Here is a 17360-nt window from a genome sequence, read left to right on the forward strand (position 1 = left end):
CACATCACTCCATCATCTTCTCAATCGGCAGCACCAGAATGGAGCTGGCACCCAGCGCCTTCAGTTTTTCCATCGTTTCCCAGAACAGCGTCTCACTGCTCACCATGTGCATCGCCACGCGCTGCTGATCGCCGGCCAGCGGCAGAATGGTTGGACGCTCGGCGCCCGGCAGCAGGGCAATCACTTCATCCAGGCGCTCGGTTGGCGCGTGCATCATGATGTATTTGGACTCGCGAGCCTGAATCACGCCCTGGATACGGGTCAGCAGTTTGTCGATCAGCTGCTGCTTGGCCGCCGGCATTTCGCCGTCACGCTGGATCAGGCAGGCTTTAGAGCGGTAGATAACTTCGACTTCACGCAGGCCGTTGGCTTCAAGCGTTGCGCCGGTAGAGACCAGGTCACAGATGGCATCGGCCAGACCGGCGCGCGGCGCCACTTCCACCGAGCCGTTCAGCAGGCAGGATTTAAACTGCACGCCTTTCTGGTCGAGGTAGCGCTTCAGCAGGTGCGGGTAAGAGGTCGCAATGCGTTTGTTGTTGAGGCTTGCCGGGCCATCCCAGGGTTCGTCCACGGCGGTAGCCAGGGACAGGCGGCAGCCGCCAAAATCCAGGCGACGTAGCGTGTAATAACGCGGATCTTCGCCCTGGGCGCGGCGCGTAAGCAGCTCTTCTTCGAGGACGTTTTCACCGATGATACCGAGGTCCACTACGCCGTCCATCACCAGCCCCGGAATGTCGTCATCACGTACGCGGAGGATGTCGATGGGCATATTTTCGGCCAGCGCAATCAGGCGTTGGGTGTGCAGGTTGATTTTTATGCCGCAGCGGGCGAGTAATTCGCGTGAATCATCGCTAAGACGGCCTGATTTCTGCATAGCTATGCGTAAACGGTTGTTGTCGGTCATCGGTAGTTACCCCTTATCAATTCCTGTCTGACGCCCAATAAAAAAGCCCCCGGAAGATATCTTCCGGGGGCTTTTTCTCGCGTTCACGCACCACTGGAAGATCTTTTCGTCTCCCAGCACCAATCGCCTGAAAGACTAGTCAGGGTGATGGTGATGATGGTGGTTTTTAAACTGAGCGCGTGTCATAAAATTCTCGTATGAATGACTATTCATTATGTGCCAATTAACGTAAACCAGATGACGCACCGAGCGCAAGGGGTTTTTTCCTCGTTGATTAATATTCTGTAAGACTGAGGGAATTGTCAGTTCTGCCCGGGTGGCGTAGCCTTAACGGAGAGCTAAATTCACTCTTCAGAAGATAATGCTGCAAGGTCAGGAGACAAGGCATGAAAAGGGTCGCAATAGTCGGGTTAGGGTGGTTGGGAATGCCGCTGGCGCTTTCATTGTCAGCGCGCGGTTATCAGGTCACCGGCAGCAAAACCACGCGGGATGGCGTAGAAGCAGCCCGCATGTGCGGGATCGAAAGTTATCAGCTGCATCTGCAGCCGGAACTGGTTTGCGACAGTGAGGATCTGGAAGCGCTGCTGAACGTCGACGCGTTAGTGGTGACGCTACCCGCCCGACGCAGCGGTGAAGGTGATGATTTTTATCTGCAGGCGGTGCAGGAAATTGTCGACAGCGCGCTCGCACATTCCGTGCCGCGCATTATCTTTACCAGCTCGACCTCCGTGTATGGTGAGGGCGAGGGCAACCTAAAAGAGACATCTCCACTTAACCCTGTCACCGCCAGCGGCAAAGTGCTTAAAGAGCTTGAAGACTGGCTGCACAAACTGCCGGGAACGTCCGTGGATATCCTCCGCCTCGCGGGGCTGGTGGGGCCGGAACGTCATCCCGGGCGTTTTCTGGCGGGGAAAACGGATGTGGCAAACGGGCAGCACGGCGTGAACCTGGTCCATCTGGAAGATGTGGTTTCGGCCATTACGCTGCTGCTTCAGGCGCCAAAAGGCGGGCGAGTCTATAATCTTTGTGCCCCTGCTCACCCAACGCGAGAAGAGTTTTATACGCGCATGGCCAGGCAAATTGGTCTTGAGGCACCGTCGTTTCGTAAAGACACGGCAGCCGGCCACGGCAAGCTGATTGACGGCAGCCGTATCTGTAATGAGCTAGGCTTCGACTATCAATATCCTAATCCGCTGCTGATGCCTATGCAGTAAATTCAGCCACATATCCGGGAGTGAATATGAAACCTTTACTGGAGGTCCTGATCATTCTCGATGCGCTGGATAAAGAAGGGAGTTTTGCTGCCGCGGCGGCAAAACTCTTTAAAACCCCCTCGGCGCTGAGCTACAGCGTGCAAAAGCTGGAAAGCGACCTCAATATTCAAATCCTCGACCGCAGCGGCCACCGGGCACGTTTTACGCGGACCGGCCAGCTTCTTCTGGAAAAAGGTCGGGAAATTCTGCATTCGGTGCGCGAACTGGAAAAGCAGGCGATCAAACTCCAGCAGGGCTGGGAGCACGAACTCACCATCGGCGTGGACAACGCGTTTCCCTTTTCCCTGCTGACGCCGTTAATCGAGGCGTTCTATCAAAGCTACAGCGTCACGCGGCTAAAATTTATCAACGATGTGCTTGGCGGCTCGTGGGAAGCGCTCACGGAAGGGCGGGCGGACATTATTGTCGGGGCGATGAGCGAACCGCCTTCGCTGAGCGGTTTCGGCTATACGCTGCTGGGCAGGCTGGAGATCGTCTTTGTTGTGGCGCCCCACCATTCACTGGCGAAAGCCGAGGAACCGCTGCCGCGCCGTTTAGTCAAACAGTCCCGGGCGGTGGTAGTGGGAGACACCTCCAGAATCGAGTCCGCCAGAGCGCTGCATTTGCTTGAAGAGCAGGAGGCGATCACCGTGTTTGATTTCAAAACCAAGCTCGAGCTGCAAATCAGCGGCATTGGCTGCGGGTACATGCCGCGCTATATGGCTCAGCGTTATATTGAGAGCGGTGCGCTGGTGGAAAAACAGGTCGCAGGGCAGGTATCTTATGTCCCGGTCTGGATAGGCTGGAATGAGCAAACGGCCGGGCTCGCCAGCGAATGGTGGCGCGAAAAAATCGTCGGTGACCCGCATATTGCCCTGGTGTATATGCCAGTAGAAAAATAGTGCCTTTTTGACTGGCGGTTTTGAATTCGCTCTACTATGTTCTATGCAGCCAGACAGGACGTATGGCGCTGAGAGTGCGTTTCAGGCCGATCTTCTTCTGCTCTGTGGGACTAGCCAGTTTTTACTGCCGCCAGAGGCTGAAAAAGAAATTGCTAAAGATGGCTTTAACATCTTGTCATTGTGCCTTCAAATGGTGCAAAATATGCGGCCTGCAAAATAGAAAACTAACCGACGTTTAAGAGACGTCGGTTATTTTTTTGCAATCAATTAAGTCAGACAAACGGCATTTGCCAAAAAAACCAAGAGGCCGGGCTTCGTACCGGATAGATACTAGCTTTTAAAAAACGACAGTCGTGTCGCCGAGGAAATTAAGATGGGGCAGATTTTTGCTTTTGCGCAGGCTTTCTCTACTGAGGGAAACAACCATGTCGCTTAACGTCACCGCAGGTGCAAACACCCGCCCAGGTCTGCGTAAGACCCTGACGCTGGTACCGGTAGTCATGATGGGCCTTGCCTACATGCAGCCGATGACCTTGTTTGATACTTTCGGTATTGTTTCCGGGATGACCGACGGCCATGTGCCGACGGCTTATGCCTTTGCTCTGGTGGCGATTCTGTTCACCGCGCTGAGCTATGGCAAGCTGGTGCGTCGTTTCCCGTCTGCGGGCTCCGCCTATACCTACGCTCAGAAGTCCATTAACCCTACCGTTGGGTTTATGGTTGGCTGGTCGTCGCTGCTGGACTATTTGTTCATGCCGATGATCAACATTCTGCTGGCAAAAATTTACTTTGAAGCGCTGGTACCGGGCGTGCCGTCGTGGATATTTGTTGTGGCGCTGGTGGCCTTTATGACCATCTCTAACCTGCGCAGCATCAAAACCGTGGCTAACTTCAACACCCTGATCGTGGTGCTGCAGATGGGGATTGTCTCCGTCATCGTCGGCATGATTATTTATGGGGTTTATCACGGTGAAGGCGCAGCCACGCTGGCGAGCTCTCGTCCATTCTGGTCAGGCGATGCCCATGTAGTGCCGATGATTACCGGGGCGACCATTCTGTGCTTCTCGTTCCTGGGCTTTGACGGCATCTCTTCTCTGTCCGAAGAGACAAAAGATGCAGAACGTGTGATCCCAAGAGCGATCTTCCTGACCGCGCTGATTGGCGGCATGGTATTTATTGTTGCTACTTACTTCCTGCAACTCTATTTCCCGGATATTTCGCGCTTTAAAGATCCAGACGCGTCGCAGCCGGAAATCATGCTGTATGTGGCCGGTAAAACCTTCCAGTGGGGCGTGCTGATCTTCTCCAGCGTGACCGTCCTGGCTTCCGGTATGGCGGCACATGCGGGCGTTTCTCGACTGATGTACGTGATGGGGCGTGATGGCGTGTTCCCGACTCGCTTCTTCGGTTACATTCATCCGAAATGGCGTACTCCGGCATGGAACGTGCTGCTGGTTGGGGCTATTGCGCTGCTCGCGATTCGTTTCGACCTGGTGACGGCCACTGCGTTGATTAACTTTGGGGCGCTGGTCGCGTTCACCTTCGTGAACCTGTCGGTTATCTCTCAGTTCTGGATCCGCGAAAAGCGTAACAAAACGCTGAAAGACCACTTTAACTACCTGGTGCTGCCGGTATGTGGTGCTCTGACGGTTGGCGCGCTGTGGATCAACCTGGAAGAGAGCTCGATGGTTCTCGGCCTGATTTGGGGCGGTATTGGCCTGATTTATCTGGCCTGTGTCACCCGCAGCTTCCGTAACCCGGTGCCGCAGTACAACGAAGACGCGGCTTGATCGGCTTCTGACTACAAAAAAAGCTCCCCTCTCAGGGAGCTTTTTTTTGGGCTGCTGGAAACATTAACCGACCAGATACTGGGCGTATTCAAACAGCGCTTTCAGCAGCGCCATTTTCTCTTTATCCCCTTCATGTTGGTTATACAGCGCTTCCAGCTCAAGGGCGTAGGCCTGCAGGGCTTCCTGGGAAAGCACGTCACGGCGGTACTGCAGCCAGCGGTTTTGCTCATCTTCGCTTAACGTACCTGGCCAGTTGCGCGCGCGATAGTTGAACAGCAGCTTCTCAATGCGCTTATCGGCAAAGGTGATATCCAGCGCCGGTAGATGCTGCGGGTCGGTTTGCAACACGATGCGCATTGCGGCCCGGTCGGCGTCGCTAAAGAAGCCGTTGTAAAGCTGGGCATCGACGTTCTCAGACGGCACAAACGGCTCGGCTTCAGCAAACAGCGCCACGACCTTCTCACGCACTTCCGGGTGTTCGCGCAGCGTTTTCAGGTTATCAAGGCATTGCTGGCGATTAATGCCGAGGCGGTCGGCATCTTCCGGGCGCAGGGTGTTGGCAACGGCCAGCACCGGGCATTTATTCAGGTGCACCAGCTTAATCGGCACCGCCGCGTTATCCCCCAGCTCGGCTTTGGGCGTGTACAGGCGTTCACGCAGGGTGCTGGCATCCAGCGTCAGCAGCGGCGAGATATCCCCGGCCAGGTCGACCATTATCACCGCATTGCGGTTGTCCGGGTGCCAGGCCAGCGGTGCTATCCAGCTGGTATTGCCGCGCTGGGCGCCGAACATGCCGGAGACGTGGACCAGCGGCTTCATCTGCGGGATATCAATCAGCGTCTGTAATTTCTGCTTTGAGCGGTGGCTGTAGAGATACTCAAACAGGCGCGGCTGGCGGGTTTTCACCAGCTGAGCCATTGCGATGGTGGCGTAAACGTCTGACATGGCATCGTGCGCGTTGGCGTGCTCAATGCCGTTGGCTTTGGTCAGATGTTCAAGGCGGAAACTGGGCAGGCCGTCCTCGTTTTCCGGCCAGACAATGCCTTCGGGGCGCAGGGCGTAGCAGGCGCGCATCACGTCGAGCAAATCCCAACGAGAATTGTCGTTCTGCCAGCTCCAGGCATACGGATCGTAGAAATTACGGTAAAAGATATTCCGCGTCACTTCATCATCAAACCGTACGTTGTTGTAGCCCACCACGCAGGTTTTTGGCACCGTGAAGATGTCGTGAATGCGCTTCGCGAAGGCCGCTTCGTTTTCGCCGCGCGCCAGCGCCAACTGGGGCGTTATACCGGTGATCATCACGGCTTCAGGCTGGGGCAGGTAGTCATCCGCAGGCTTGCAATAAAACACTTCCGGTTCGCCAATAACGTTAAATTCGCTGTCGGTGCGAATCGCGGCAAACTGGGCCGGTCTGTCCAGCGAAGGGCTTTTGCCGAAGGTTTCGTAATCGTGAAACAGAAAGGTAGCAAGTGAGGCGGAATCGGACACAGAGGTTACCATTGGGCTAGTTATCATCAGACTCAATGGTAAACCATCTGCCCGCGCATCAGAAGGAAAAGCACGTTTAAGATACTGACCTTTCGGACTTCATTTCCGCCCCGCTCAGCAACTGTTTACCCAGCGCGATGCCGCGTTTTTCTACCTGATGATAAAGCGCGAAGGCAATCAGCCAGACGGGAGGGAGCACGATTGCCGTGACTATCAGGAAGCGCATCGGCGAAGGCTGATGGACAAAACCGGTGTAGTGAACCAGCAGGCCGATCGTGGGGAGGACAATCATCAGATGCAGCAGATACACCGAGTAAGAGATATCCCCCAGGAACAGACTAAACCGGCAGGTGAGCAGCTTGCGAGGTGCGGCAGTGAAGCAATGCAGGTGATTTTCCTTGTCAGACTGCCAGAGCAGCAGCGTCATTCCGGTAATCATCACGCACTCCGCCACCAGCCGCAGATGGGTCTCGGCAATATGCATCTGCCAGGCAATGACCGGCGCGAGCAGCGCCAGCGCACAATAGCGCAAGTTTCTTTGCATAACCGCGTGGGATATCAGCATGCCGGCGATAAACAGCGGCAGCTTTATCAGGATCATGGACGGCATAGGAAAGGCGTTGAAATACGCCGGGAAGAGCCAGCGAGCTGCGAGGCAAACCACCATCAGCAGCGTCGCGCTAACCGTAAACCCGTAGCGCATCACCAGCAGCATAATGAACGGGAACAGCAGATAAAACTGCATCTCCAACCCAATGCTCCAGTCCGGCAACACGGTGCGGAAGGACCAGGCCGGTAACAGGCCGAAAATAAACGTCAGATGGCTGAAAATATTCATTGCAGAGTGGTCGGCATAGCGGCTGCTTGCGGTGGCGGTCGTCGGCCAGGCGCTGGCGATAATATCGCGCATTTCGCCAAACCAGCTACCAAAAATCAGCGCAACGACCAGCAGCAAATAATAGAGCGGGGCGATGCGGAAAAAGCGGCGTAGCCAGAATTTGCGAAAGGTATCCGGGCTATTCCACGGCTCTTTTTCCCGACGCTCCTGATAATTTTTTGCCATCAAATACCCTGACAGCAAAATAAATAAATCGACCCCCATGCCCGGGTCGTAAAGAAGGGGAATGCGGCACTGCACCAGCAGGCAAATGTGGCCGAGCAAAACCCAAAGCGAGGCAAGTCCTCGCAGCCCCTCCAGCTCAGGGGACCAGCGTTTACTTTCCACCATACAATGACCTTTATGCGTGTAATCTTCGGCCAGAGTAAAAATGAATCAGCGTGGCCACAATCAGAATGTCGTACAAACATTGAATATCGGAATAAACGCAGTGTGATACCTCGGGCAATATATTCCGTACAAATATCATTCATTATTATTGCTAAATATGAAATGTCATATTTTCTTGCAATTTAAAGAAGCAAATTAACAAGAACTCCCGTAAAACGAGCCGCTGTAAATTAAGTCTTTGAGGAAATTCCGTTGAAAACCCGCCTGCTTGTTGCCCTGAGTTTTTTGTCTCTCTCCGTCAATGCCGCATACGCTGATGATGTCTTCTCTCATCAGCCGCAGCCACCTCAGGTAGAAGCCGGCGCATGGGTACTGATGGATTACACCACCGGACAGGTGCTGACCGCAGGTAATGAGCACGTCCAGCGTAATCCGGCCAGCCTGACTAAACTGATGACCGGCTATGTCGTTGACCGCGCAATCGACAGTAAACGCATCACCCCGGACGACGTCGTGACGGTGGGGAAAGATGCCTGGGCAAAAGGTAACCCGGTATTCGATGGCTCGTCGCTGATGTTCATTAAACCGGGCGACCGGGTGACCGTGCGCGATCTCAGCCGCGGGCTGATTATCGATTCCGGCAACGATGCCTGCGTTGCGCTGGCAGATTATGTCGCCGGGGGGCAGAAGCAGTTTGTCGCCATGATGAATCATTACGTAGAGCAGCTTGGCCTGCACGACACCCATTTTGAAACCGTGCACGGCCTGGACGCGCCGGGGCAGCATAGCTCCGCTTACGATCTTGCCGTTCTGTCCCGCGCTATCATTCACGGTGAACCTCAGTTCTACCATATGTACAGCGAGCGTAGCCTCACCTGGAACGGCATTACCCAGCAAAACCGCAACGGCCTGCTGTGGGATAAATCCCTTAACGTGGACGGGCTGAAAACGGGGCACACCGAAACGGCAGGGTTTAACATTATTGCCTCCAGCGTGCTGGGCCAGCGCCGCCTGATTGCGGTGATTATGGGCGGCCTTAGCTCAAAAGGGCGTGAAGAGCAGGCCCGCAAGCTGCTGCACTGGGGGCAGGATAACTTCGACACCGTGCAGGTCTTGCAAAAAGGTAAATCTATCGGCAGCGAGCACATCTGGTATGGCGACAAGGCCAACATCAATGTGGGGCCGGACCAGGACGTCTTCCTCGCGCTGCCTAAATCAGAAGTGCCGAACATCAAAGCAAAGTATGTGCTGAGCAAACAGGACATGGAGGCCCCGCTGGCGGCCAATACGCAGGTAGGCGAGATCCAGTTGTTTGATGGCGACAGGCTTATCTCCCACTGGCCGCTAGTGAACCTCACGCCGGTGGAGAAGGGCGGGCTGTTTTCGCGTCTCGGCGACTTTATCAGCCGCAAGCTTTAACCCTTTGTATTGTTGATGAACCGCGCAATTTGCGCGGTTTGAGGTTGCTGACAAAGAGGGAAAAAGCGTGGTTTTTCCCTCTTTGTGGTTATCAGCCGAAAATCAACGAGTTGATTTTCCTGTTTTCTTTAACAAGCCGTCAGGTATTTCTTCTCTCATCAGTGGTTTGTCAGCCGTCTGGAACCACGCTCTGCGCGGTTTTTTTGTCTCTATTTCCTGAGAAGCAGCTCCCAAATCTGGCAGCTTGTGTCCCGCTATTAAAGAATATAGTGTATAAATGTACAGTGTATTTATTCATCAGCGTGGAGGCAGTATGACATTCAAAGTTCAGCATGTTCCGGCGCGTAAAGTGGCCGGTTTTCATCTGGTCGGCCCGTGGGAAACCACGGTTCCGCAAGGGTTTGGGCAACTGGCCATGTGGGCGAAAACCCACAGCCTGAGCGGAGACTGGCTGGCCGTTTACTATGACGACCCCGATGTTGTTCCGCCAGAAAAGCTCCGCGTGGACACGGTGCTGGGCGTGCCAGAAGATTTCAAACTACCTGAAAACAGCGAAGGCGTTATCATCACGGCTATCGAGGCAGATACCTACGCCATCGGGCATGCCATCGTGAAAAACGAAGCGTTCCAGGAAGCCTGGGAAACCTTCTTTGATCTGGTAGAGGCTGACGGCGACTATCAGTTAACCGGCAAACCCTGTTACGAAATCTATCTCAACGACGGCTCGGCGTCCGGTGTATGGGAAATTGATATGTATATCCCGGTCGCTAAAGTCTGACAGGAGCTCACCGTGACGGAAGCTATCGCAGGGTTAAAGGTGTTATTTATTGCCGGGTATGGCCCCGTAACGCGCGACGTGGCGGCAAGTGCCGGGTTTTATCAGCAGGTGCTTGGCCTGCCGCTGAAGGCGATGGAAGGCAACGAGGACTATCTGGCAACGGAGCAGGGCGAACTGGAGGGCGTGAAGCATTTTGCGCTCTGGCCGCTCGCTCAGGCGGCACAGTCCTGTTTCGGCCAGGCCAGCTGGCCAGAGCGCATCGTTGTGCCCCAAAGCTGGGTTGAGTTTGAAGTAGAAGATGTCGGGCAAGCGACTGCGGTGCTAAAGCAGGCCGGGTACCAGATGCTGGTGGATAACCGTATCGAGCCCTGGGGGCAAACGGTGTCGCGCTTGCTCAGTCCCGAAGGTCTGCTGGTTGGTGTGACCGTTACGCCCTGGCTGCGCTAGCGATATTCCGGGCGGCAATCTGCCGCCCATTTCTGATATTCAGCAAAGAAATGTGAAATATTCTGCGGAAAAGCCCTGCCGTACCCGGCGACATGATTTCTTTGTGAGAAAAACGGGTACAATTTCTTTTTTATCTCCGGAGAGCCGGGTGTGCGCCCCGACAAATCACTGACCCCGTTTGAAACCCGTATTTACCGCAACTATCGCATTGCCCACGGTATACGCATCGCCCTTGCTTTTGTGCTGACTTTTGTTCTGGTTCGCCTGCTGAACATCCCCGAAGGCACCTGGCCGCTTATTACGCTGGTGGTGGTGATGGGTCCCATTTCCTTTTGGGGGAACGTGGTTCCGCGCGCCTTTCAGCGTATCGGTGGCACCATTTTTGGTGCAGCCATCGGGCTGATAGCCCTCAAGCTGGAGCTTTTTTCGCTGCCGCTGATGATTATCTGGTGCGGGCTGGCGATGTTCCTGTGCGGCTATCTGGCGCTGGGTAAACGTCCCTACCAGGCGTTGCTTATCGGCATCACGCTCTCCGTGGTTGTCGGGGCGCCGCCGGGGGACATGGAGATAGCGCTGTGGCGCAGCGGCGACGTTATCTTCGGCTCGCTTCTGGCCATGTTATTCACCAGCGTTTACCCGCAGCGGGCATTTATCCACTGGCGTATCCAGATGGCGACCTTCGTGCAGGCGTTTAGCAAAATTTATACGGCAGGGTTTTCGCCAAACCTTGTGGAGCGCCCGCGCCTGGCGAAGCCGTTGCAGAAAATCCTGAATGACGTGGTTAAAATGCGCGCCCTGATTGGTCCCGCAGGCAAAGAAACCCGTATTCAGAAGTCAGTCTTTGAGGCAATTCAGACCATTAACCGCAACATGGTCTGCACCCTTGAGCTGCAAATCAACGCCTATTGGGCGACGCGGGAAAGCCATTTTGTGATGATCAACGCCCATACGCTGCGCGACACGCAGCAAATGACGCAGCGAACGCTGTCGGCGATTGCGAAGGCGCTGTATGAAGGGAACCCTTCGCCTATCTCAGCCAACACCGAGAAATTAAACGAAATCGTTTTTGAACTGCGCCAGCTGATGGAAGAGGGTAAGGGCAGCCAGCTTCAGGAGACGCCTATTCACGGCTACGTCTGGCTTAGCCTGGAACTGGCCCGCCAGCTTGAGCTGCTGTCGCATCTTATTTGTCGCGCGCTGCGCAAATAGCGCGCGTTAAGCACAGAAATGACAATGCTTGTTTCGATTCAGCAGAAATTGAGGTTAAGATAGGGCAAGCCCGTTAGTGAGACTGACAAAAAATTGTAATCGTCAACCGCTACTACTAAGGTTATGGCGGTTGTCTTAACGAATCCGAGTACCAATTTAGCAGGGGTGTAAAAATGGAAAATATCAAACCTACCTTCCAGGACGTTCTGGAGTTTGTTCGTCTGTTCCGTCGTAAAAACAAACTGCAGCGTGAAATTCAGGACGTAGAGAAAAAGATCCGTGACAACCAAAAGCGCGTGTTGCTGCTTGATAACCTGAGCGACTACATCAAGCCGGGTATGAGCATTGAAGCGGTGCAGGGTATTATTGCCAGCATGAAAACCGACTATGAAGACCGCGTGGATGATTACATCATCAAAAACGCCGAGCTGTCTAAAGAGCGTCGTGAGATCTCTAAGAAGCTGAAAGTGATGGGCGAGCAAAAAGTGGCTGACAGCAAATCTGAATAACTTCAGTGAATTTAAATAACCGCCTGTAGGGGCGGTTTTTTTATGCCTCGTTCACCATCACACGCAGTAAGGTTTCCAGCAGTCCGGGGAACCGCGCATCCAGATCCTCACGCCTTAACGAAATCAAATTCTCACGTCCCTGAGGACGCTGCCAGATGACGCCACTATCGCGCAGAACGCGCCAGTGGTGGGTCATGGTCGACTTCGCCACATCCTGAATTAAAGCGCCGCAGGTAAGCTCTGCCCCGCCGGCAAGCGATCTGACGATCCCCATCCGCAAAGGGTTGCCCAGCGCAAAAAGCACATTTTCAAGGCGGATTTGTTCTCGTTCCGGATGGTTGGCGATCATACTCTTCCTGTAGGCGGTGGCGGCACGGCGGCCGGCTACTATAGCAAACTTGATAGCAAACTTGATGCCCTTCGAATGTATTGATATTAACGATAGCTCAAATTGTTCGAATATACTCGTACAGTTGTACTATCCTGATGGCGAACAATTCTGACGGCCATAGTGGCCGCCGTTTAACAGTCAACAAGACTAAGGATATATCATGCCCCGACCCATCCCTCTCGAACGCTATCGCAACATTGGTATTTCAGCCCATATCGATGCCGGTAAAACAACCACGACCGAACGTATTTTGTTTTACACCGGCATGAGCCACAAACTGGGTGAAGTTCACGATGGCGCAGCAACGACAGACTGGATGGCTCAGGAGCAAGAGCGCGGCATTACCATTACGTCCGCCGCGGTGAGCTGCTTCTGGCCGGGTATGGATCGCGGTTTCGAACCGCACCGTATCAACATCATCGATACGCCGGGACACGTGGACTTCACCATTGAGGTGGAGCGCTCCATGCGCGTGCTCGACGGCGCCGTGATGGTTTACGACTCAGTTGGCGGCGTACAGCCGCAGTCGGAAACAGTTTGGCGGCAGGCAAATAAATACCGCGTGCCGCGGCTGGCCTTCGTCAACAAAATGGACCGTCCGGGGGCTGATTTCTTCCGCGTGGTGCAGATGATGATTGACCGCCTGAAAGCCAACCCTGTTCCCATCGTGATCCCGGTCGGGGCAGAAGACAGCTTCACTGGCGTGGTGGATCTCATCAAAATGCGCGCCATTATCTGGGACGATGCGACCCAGGGCATGACGTTCAGCTATGGGCCTGTGCCGCAGGATTTGCTGCAGACTGCACAACTGTGGCGCGAAAAAATGGTCTCTGCGGCGGCGGAAGCTGACGATGAGCTAATGGATAAATACCTGGAAACCGGGGATCTGAGCGAAGCGGAAATTATTGCTGGCCTGCGCAAGCGCACCATTTCCGGGGAAATTCAGCCCATGCTGTGCGGCAGCGCGTTTAAAAACAAAGGCGTGCAGCGCATGCTGGATGCGGTGGTAGAGCTGATGCCATCGCCGCTCGACATTCCTGCCATTGACGGCGTGGATGAAAAAGGGCAACACGCGGAACGCCATCCCAGTGATGATGAACCCTTCTCGGCGCTGGCTTTCAAGCTGATGACCGACCCGTATGTTGGGCAACTGACCTTTATCCGTGTTTATTCCGGCGTGCTGAAAAAAGGCGATTCGGTTTACAACCCGGTGAAAGGCAAAAAGGAGCGTATCGGGCGTATTGTGCAGATGCATGCGAATGACCGCCACGAGGTTGATGAGCTGCGCGCCGGGGATATCGCCGCCTGCGTAGGGCTGAAAGACGTCACCACGGGGGACACGCTAACCGACCCGAATGCGGCAATCACGCTTGAGCGGATGGAGTTCCCTGAGCCGGTGATTTCCCTCGCTATCGAGCCGAAGACCAAGGCTGACCAGGAGAAAATGGGCATCGCGCTGCAGCGTTTAGCGGCGGAAGATCCCTCTTTCCGCCTGCATACGGACGAAGAATCCGGCCAGACGATCATCTCCGGCATGGGCGAGCTTCACCTGGAAATTATCGTCGACCGGATGAAACGTGAGTTTGGCGTGGAAGCGAACATTGGCCGGCCACAGGTAACTTACCGCGAAACCATCCGTAAAACGGCGAAAGACGTGGAAGGGAAATTTGTGCGGCAGTCAGGCGGTAAAGGTCAGTATGGACATGTAGTGCTGACGCTCGAACCGCTTGAGCCGGGCAAAGGCTTTGTGTTTGAAGATGCCACCAAAGGGGGCGTAGTGCCACGTGAGTTTATTCCTTCTGTGGAAAAAGGTCTGCGTGAGGCGATGAATACAGGTGTGCTGGCCGGTTACCCGGTGGTGGACGTCAAAGCCACGCTGACCTTCGGCTCTTACCATGACGTCGACTCTTCGGAAATGGCGTTCAGGATGGCGGCGATCTTCGGTTTCAAGGACGCCGTGCGCAAAGCGGATCCGGTTATTCTGGAGCCGATCATGCACGTGGAAGTGGAAACGCCGGAAGAGTACGCCGGTAACATCATGGGCGATCTCTCTTCCCGTCGCGGCATGGTGCAGGGCATGGAAGAACGCTTTGGCAGCCAGATTATTCGCGCTGATGTCCCGCTGGCAGAAATGTTTGGTTATTCCACCACGCTGCGCTCAATGTCTCAGGGCAGGGCGACCTACAGCATGGAGTTCCATCATTATGCCGAAGCGCCGCGTAACGTGGCCGACGATATTATTGCCAGCCGTAAATCATAATGAGTCGTTCAGGGTGGATGGGGTTTTCTCATCCACCTTTCATCCGAGCAAATTTACGCGTCCGTTTCCAGTGAGGCTGCAACTCGCTGAACGTCATTATTCATTTCCGAATCTCTCTCGACCATTCACCTAAGGCCAAATGATTAACCGGGCCTTTGCTCACACAATCGGCACATAGGCTTGTTCCTATATAGCATTTAACCTATATTGTGGAGGGCGATGTGTGGTCGATTAAAATGACGGATACGTTTGATGCCTGGGTTACGGCGTCAGATGACATGACCAAAGCCTGCGTTATGGCAGGGGTTGTACTGCTCAAAGAGAGAGGGCCTTTACTCGGACGGCCTTATGCCGACACGGTAAAAGGGTCGCAGTACTCCAACATGAAAGAGCTGCGGATTCAGTGCCGGGGTGAGCCCCTCAGGATCTTTTTTGCTTTTGATATAAAACGCTGTGCCATCCTGCTCTGTGCGGGAAATAAAGCAGGGAACGAGAAGCGTTTTTATAACGTCATGGTGCCATTAGCAGACAACGAGTTTCGGGCGCACTTACAGCAGTTAACGGAAAAGGAGCAAATAGAATGGGTCGAACGTTAGAACAATGGATGGCCGAAGAAAAACCCGAAGTGGTGGCGGCCGCGCAGGCCATGGCCGACGAAATGCTGCTGAACATCCATCTGGCTGAACTTCGCGACAAAGTCAGAAAAACGCAGACTGAGATGGCGCAGAAGCTGGGCGTGAAGCAGCCCACCGTTGCCGAAATGGAAAAAAAAGGCCGCGACATTAAGCTTTCTTCTCTCAAGCGTTACGTTGAGGCGGCGGGGGGGAAGGTTAAGCTGGATATCGAGCTGCCGGACGGGACGCATTTCAATATCGCGCTTTAAGGCTACTGGGGCGGTTTTCACCGCCCGTTCCGGCTTAAGCCTGCGCCGTTTCCTGCAAATGCCGCCATAACACTTTCTCATCCTCGCGGCGGAAAATAACCGTAGACCAGCGCACGGTGGTAGAGCCGTTCAGCGTTTGCGTCTCGCGATAAAGCACGGCGGCGCCCTGCGGCCACTCGTCCAGTAACTGGAGGTTATCGACCTCAATCATCAGCCCTTCACGGCTGCCGCCGTTGGTGCTGAAAAAGCCGCAAAGCGCCGGGTAATCCAGCCTTGCGCCGCTCAGCGCGACCATTGAATAATCGTGAGTAAAGCGTGCCAGCAGCGCTTCCAGTTCCCCCTTACCCGCACCAAGCCATTGCTCAATAGCAACGTGGGCCTCAATCACTTCTTTAAACCAGATATTCATTGCTCAGTGTTCCTTTTGGGTCAGTTGATTTTTAATGTGCTGATTATTCAGCCTCAAAGAGTAAACCAGCGGGGCCAGCGTTCCGGCGGCGGCGAGGCTAAAAGTGACAAAATAAGCGCGAGGGGCGGGCATCAGCGCCTGCAAAACAGTCACCAGCAGGCTCAACAGCGCCACGCCAAAGCAAAAGCTCAACTGGCGATTAATGTTCCAGAGTGCGCTGGCTTCCGGCATTGCCGCCGAAGGGATGGAAATAAAAGCGGTGCTCTGCGCCGTGCTGCTGGAAAGACTTCCCCCCAGGCCCATCAACGCGTAAGCGGCGACCAGCCACGAGGCTTGCTCGCCGGCGTTGATGTGTGTGAGAAGCAAAATTCCTGCGGCCTGAAATACGCCCCCGGCGGCTATCAGCGGGCGAGGGCCAAGGCGATTAAACATCTTGCCGGTAAATGAAATCGCGACAAAAGAGGCTATCGCCCAGGGCAGCATCAACATTCCGGTTTGGGTGGCAGTCAGGCCCAGCTGCGTTTGCAGATAGACAATGCTGACCAGGCTGGTACCCATAAAAATGCCCGGAATGCACTGGTAAACCAGCATGGCATACCGCAGCAGAGGATCTGCCAGCAGCGGCAGGCTGAACAGCGGGGTTGGATGTTTGCCGTTGCGGCGAATAAAAAGCCAAAGAATAAGTATGCCAGCGATGAGCCACGCTAATGCCGCGCCATGAGCCGTCGGGTTTCCGGCCTGCGTGACGCCCAGCAAAATAGCGAACAATCCCGCCGATCCCAGCATCAGCCCTTTGATGTCCAGCGGCCTGCGAACCGTTTGTTGCCCGGCAGGTTTTAGCCAAAGTCCCGCGAGAACTAATGTCAGCAGCGCCAGCGGCAGGCTGGAGAGAAATATCCAGCGCCAGCCGAAGGACTCCACCAGCAATCCACCTGCCGTTGGCGAAAGCGCCGGGGCCAACAGCGCAACCAGCATGATTACAGACGAAAGTTTTGCCCGCTCATGCACCGCGAAAAGCTGCCAGGTTAGCGCCTGGCCGACGGGAATGAGGAGTCCCCCGCCCACGCCTTGCAAAATACGCGCGGCGACTAATGCATTCAGGCCAGAAGCAAGGCCACAGGCCAGCGTGCCGAGAGAGAAAAGCCCCAAAGAAAGCATAAACAATCGCCTGGCGCCCAGCCGCTGCGTCAGCCATGCGCTGCAGGGGATAACCAGCGTCAGGCCGCAAAGATAGCCGTGGCTTATCCACGCCAGTTCGGTCACCGGTGCGTGAAACTCCCTCCCCATTTCAGGCCAGGCAACGTTTGAGATAAACATGTTGATTAAGTCGAGAAAAAAACCGAGCAGATAAACGGCGGCAACCCTGTAGCGATAAGGCATGGCGGCTCTCGTGAAAAAGAAAAGGTGATTTCAGCAGGTTCGGCGAGACGGATAAATCCCGTTCCGGCTGATACACTGTCAAAAATAATTTGATAATCAGGCGAATT

General features: G+C 54.7%; 19 protein-coding genes and 1 other annotated feature. Of the genes, 12 read left to right on the plus strand and 7 right to left on the minus strand.

Annotated features, from left to right (window positions below; genetic code table 11):
* Positions 1 to 4: 4 nt before the first annotated feature.
* Both hisG and hisL read right to left on the minus strand, forming a co-directional pair.
* Positions 5 to 904, minus strand: a complete 900-nt coding sequence (gene hisG / locus F3J29_RS03120) for an ATP phosphoribosyltransferase (RefSeq protein ID WP_008455029.1) — start codon at positions 902 to 904, stop codon at positions 5 to 7.
* 37 nt (positions 905 to 941) lie between these two features.
* Positions 942 to 1064, minus strand: a sequence feature (His leader region).
* Positions 1040 to 1090: a his operon leader peptide gene (gene hisL, locus F3J29_RS03125; protein ID WP_126358378.1), complete on the minus strand. Its 51-nt coding sequence runs from the start codon at positions 1088 to 1090 to the stop codon at positions 1040 to 1042. It overlaps the preceding feature by 25 nt.
* A 200-nt stretch (positions 1091 to 1290) precedes the next feature.
* On the opposite strand from hisL, the gene F3J29_RS03130 reads away from it, so the two are divergent.
* From F3J29_RS03130 to F3J29_RS03140, 4 genes are all read left to right on the plus strand, one after another.
* The gene (locus F3J29_RS03130) at positions 1291 to 2118 is read left to right on the plus strand and encodes an SDR family oxidoreductase (protein WP_166862930.1); all 828 of its coding nucleotides are present in this window, start codon (positions 1291 to 1293) and stop codon (positions 2116 to 2118) included.
* 26 nt (positions 2119 to 2144) lie between these two features.
* On the plus strand, positions 2145 to 3059 hold the full coding sequence (locus F3J29_RS03135; protein WP_166862932.1) for a LysR substrate-binding domain-containing protein: 915 nt from the start codon (positions 2145 to 2147) through the stop codon (positions 3057 to 3059).
* Positions 3060 to 3432: 373 nt separating this feature from the next.
* The gene (locus F3J29_RS22900; RefSeq protein ID WP_494493252.1) at positions 3433 to 3495 is read left to right on the plus strand and encodes a hypothetical protein; all 63 of its coding nucleotides are present in this window, start codon (positions 3433 to 3435) and stop codon (positions 3493 to 3495) included.
* Positions 3485 to 4849, plus strand: coding sequence for an APC family permease (locus F3J29_RS03140; RefSeq protein WP_166862934.1), 1365 nt, complete (start codon positions 3485 to 3487; stop codon positions 4847 to 4849). The genes F3J29_RS22900 and F3J29_RS03140 overlap by 11 nt, the downstream gene beginning before the upstream one ends.
* Positions 4850 to 4912: 63 nt before the next feature.
* Here the strand turns inward: F3J29_RS03140 and sbcB are convergent, their stop codons facing one another.
* Entirely contained in the window at positions 4913 to 6340 is a 1428-nt protein-coding gene (gene sbcB / locus F3J29_RS03145) for an exodeoxyribonuclease I (protein WP_166862936.1), read from the minus strand.
* A gap of 76 nt (positions 6341 to 6416) precedes the next feature.
* Positions 6417 to 7568: an acyltransferase family protein gene (locus tag F3J29_RS03150; RefSeq protein WP_166862938.1), complete on the minus strand. Its 1152-nt coding sequence runs from the start codon at positions 7566 to 7568 to the stop codon at positions 6417 to 6419.
* A gap of 252 nt (positions 7569 to 7820) precedes the next feature.
* On the opposite strand from F3J29_RS03150, the gene dacD reads away from it, so the two are divergent.
* From dacD to F3J29_RS03175, 5 genes are all read left to right on the plus strand, one after another.
* Positions 7821 to 8987, plus strand: a complete 1167-nt coding sequence (gene dacD, locus F3J29_RS03155; RefSeq protein WP_166862940.1) for a serine-type D-Ala-D-Ala carboxypeptidase DacD — start codon at positions 7821 to 7823, stop codon at positions 8985 to 8987.
* A 313-nt stretch (positions 8988 to 9300) separates the two neighbouring features.
* A complete protein-coding gene (sbmC, locus tag F3J29_RS03160; protein WP_166862942.1) occupies positions 9301 to 9765 on the plus strand; it encodes a DNA gyrase inhibitor SbmC in 465 nt (154 codons plus the stop codon).
* Between the two features lie 12 nt (positions 9766 to 9777).
* Entirely contained in the window at positions 9778 to 10212 is a 435-nt protein-coding gene (locus F3J29_RS03165; RefSeq protein WP_166862944.1) for a VOC family protein, read from the plus strand.
* A 150-nt stretch (positions 10213 to 10362) separates the two neighbouring features.
* On the plus strand, positions 10363 to 11421 hold the full coding sequence (locus tag F3J29_RS03170; protein ID WP_166862946.1) for an FUSC family protein: 1059 nt from the start codon (positions 10363 to 10365) through the stop codon (positions 11419 to 11421).
* A 173-nt stretch (positions 11422 to 11594) separates the two neighbouring features.
* Complete coding sequence (locus F3J29_RS03175) at positions 11595 to 11930, plus strand: DUF496 family protein (RefSeq protein ID WP_166862948.1); 336 nt, start codon at positions 11595 to 11597, stop codon at positions 11928 to 11930.
* A 40-nt stretch (positions 11931 to 11970) separates the two neighbouring features.
* Here F3J29_RS03175 and F3J29_RS03180 read toward each other — a convergent pair whose 3' ends face one another.
* Positions 11971 to 12279, minus strand: coding sequence for an ArsR/SmtB family transcription factor (locus tag F3J29_RS03180; protein WP_166862949.1), 309 nt, complete (start codon positions 12277 to 12279; stop codon positions 11971 to 11973).
* A gap of 202 nt (positions 12280 to 12481) precedes the next feature.
* Here F3J29_RS03180 and fusA point away from each other — a divergent pair, with 202 nt between their 5' ends.
* From fusA to proR, 3 genes are all read left to right on the plus strand, one after another.
* A complete protein-coding gene (fusA, locus tag F3J29_RS03185; RefSeq protein WP_166862951.1) occupies positions 12482 to 14581 on the plus strand; it encodes an elongation factor G in 2100 nt (699 codons plus the stop codon).
* 221 nt (positions 14582 to 14802) lie between these two features.
* Positions 14803 to 15177 (plus strand): type II toxin-antitoxin system RelE/ParE family toxin, encoded by a 375-nt coding sequence (locus tag F3J29_RS03190; RefSeq protein WP_008455001.1) that lies wholly within the window; start codon positions 14803 to 14805, stop codon positions 15175 to 15177.
* Positions 15162 to 15464 carry a transcriptional regulator ProR gene (proR, locus tag F3J29_RS03195; RefSeq protein WP_008454998.1) on the plus strand — a complete coding sequence of 101 codons (303 nt, stop codon included), beginning with the start codon at positions 15162 to 15164 and terminating at the stop codon, positions 15462 to 15464. The genes F3J29_RS03190 and proR overlap by 16 nt, the downstream gene beginning before the upstream one ends.
* A 34-nt stretch (positions 15465 to 15498) precedes the next feature.
* Here the strand turns inward: proR and F3J29_RS03200 are convergent, their stop codons facing one another.
* Positions 15499 to 15873: a DUF4440 domain-containing protein gene (locus tag F3J29_RS03200; RefSeq protein WP_166862953.1), complete on the minus strand. Its 375-nt coding sequence runs from the start codon at positions 15871 to 15873 to the stop codon at positions 15499 to 15501.
* Positions 15874 to 15876: 3 nt separating this feature from the next.
* A complete protein-coding gene (locus F3J29_RS03205) occupies positions 15877 to 17253 on the minus strand; it encodes an MFS transporter (RefSeq protein ID WP_166862956.1) in 1377 nt (458 codons plus the stop codon).
* Between the last annotated feature and the right edge of the window lie 107 nt (positions 17254 to 17360).

It is taken from the genome of Enterobacter sp. Cy-643, from assembly GCF_011752815.1.
Lineage (GTDB): Bacteria > Pseudomonadota > Gammaproteobacteria > Enterobacterales > Enterobacteriaceae > Cedecea.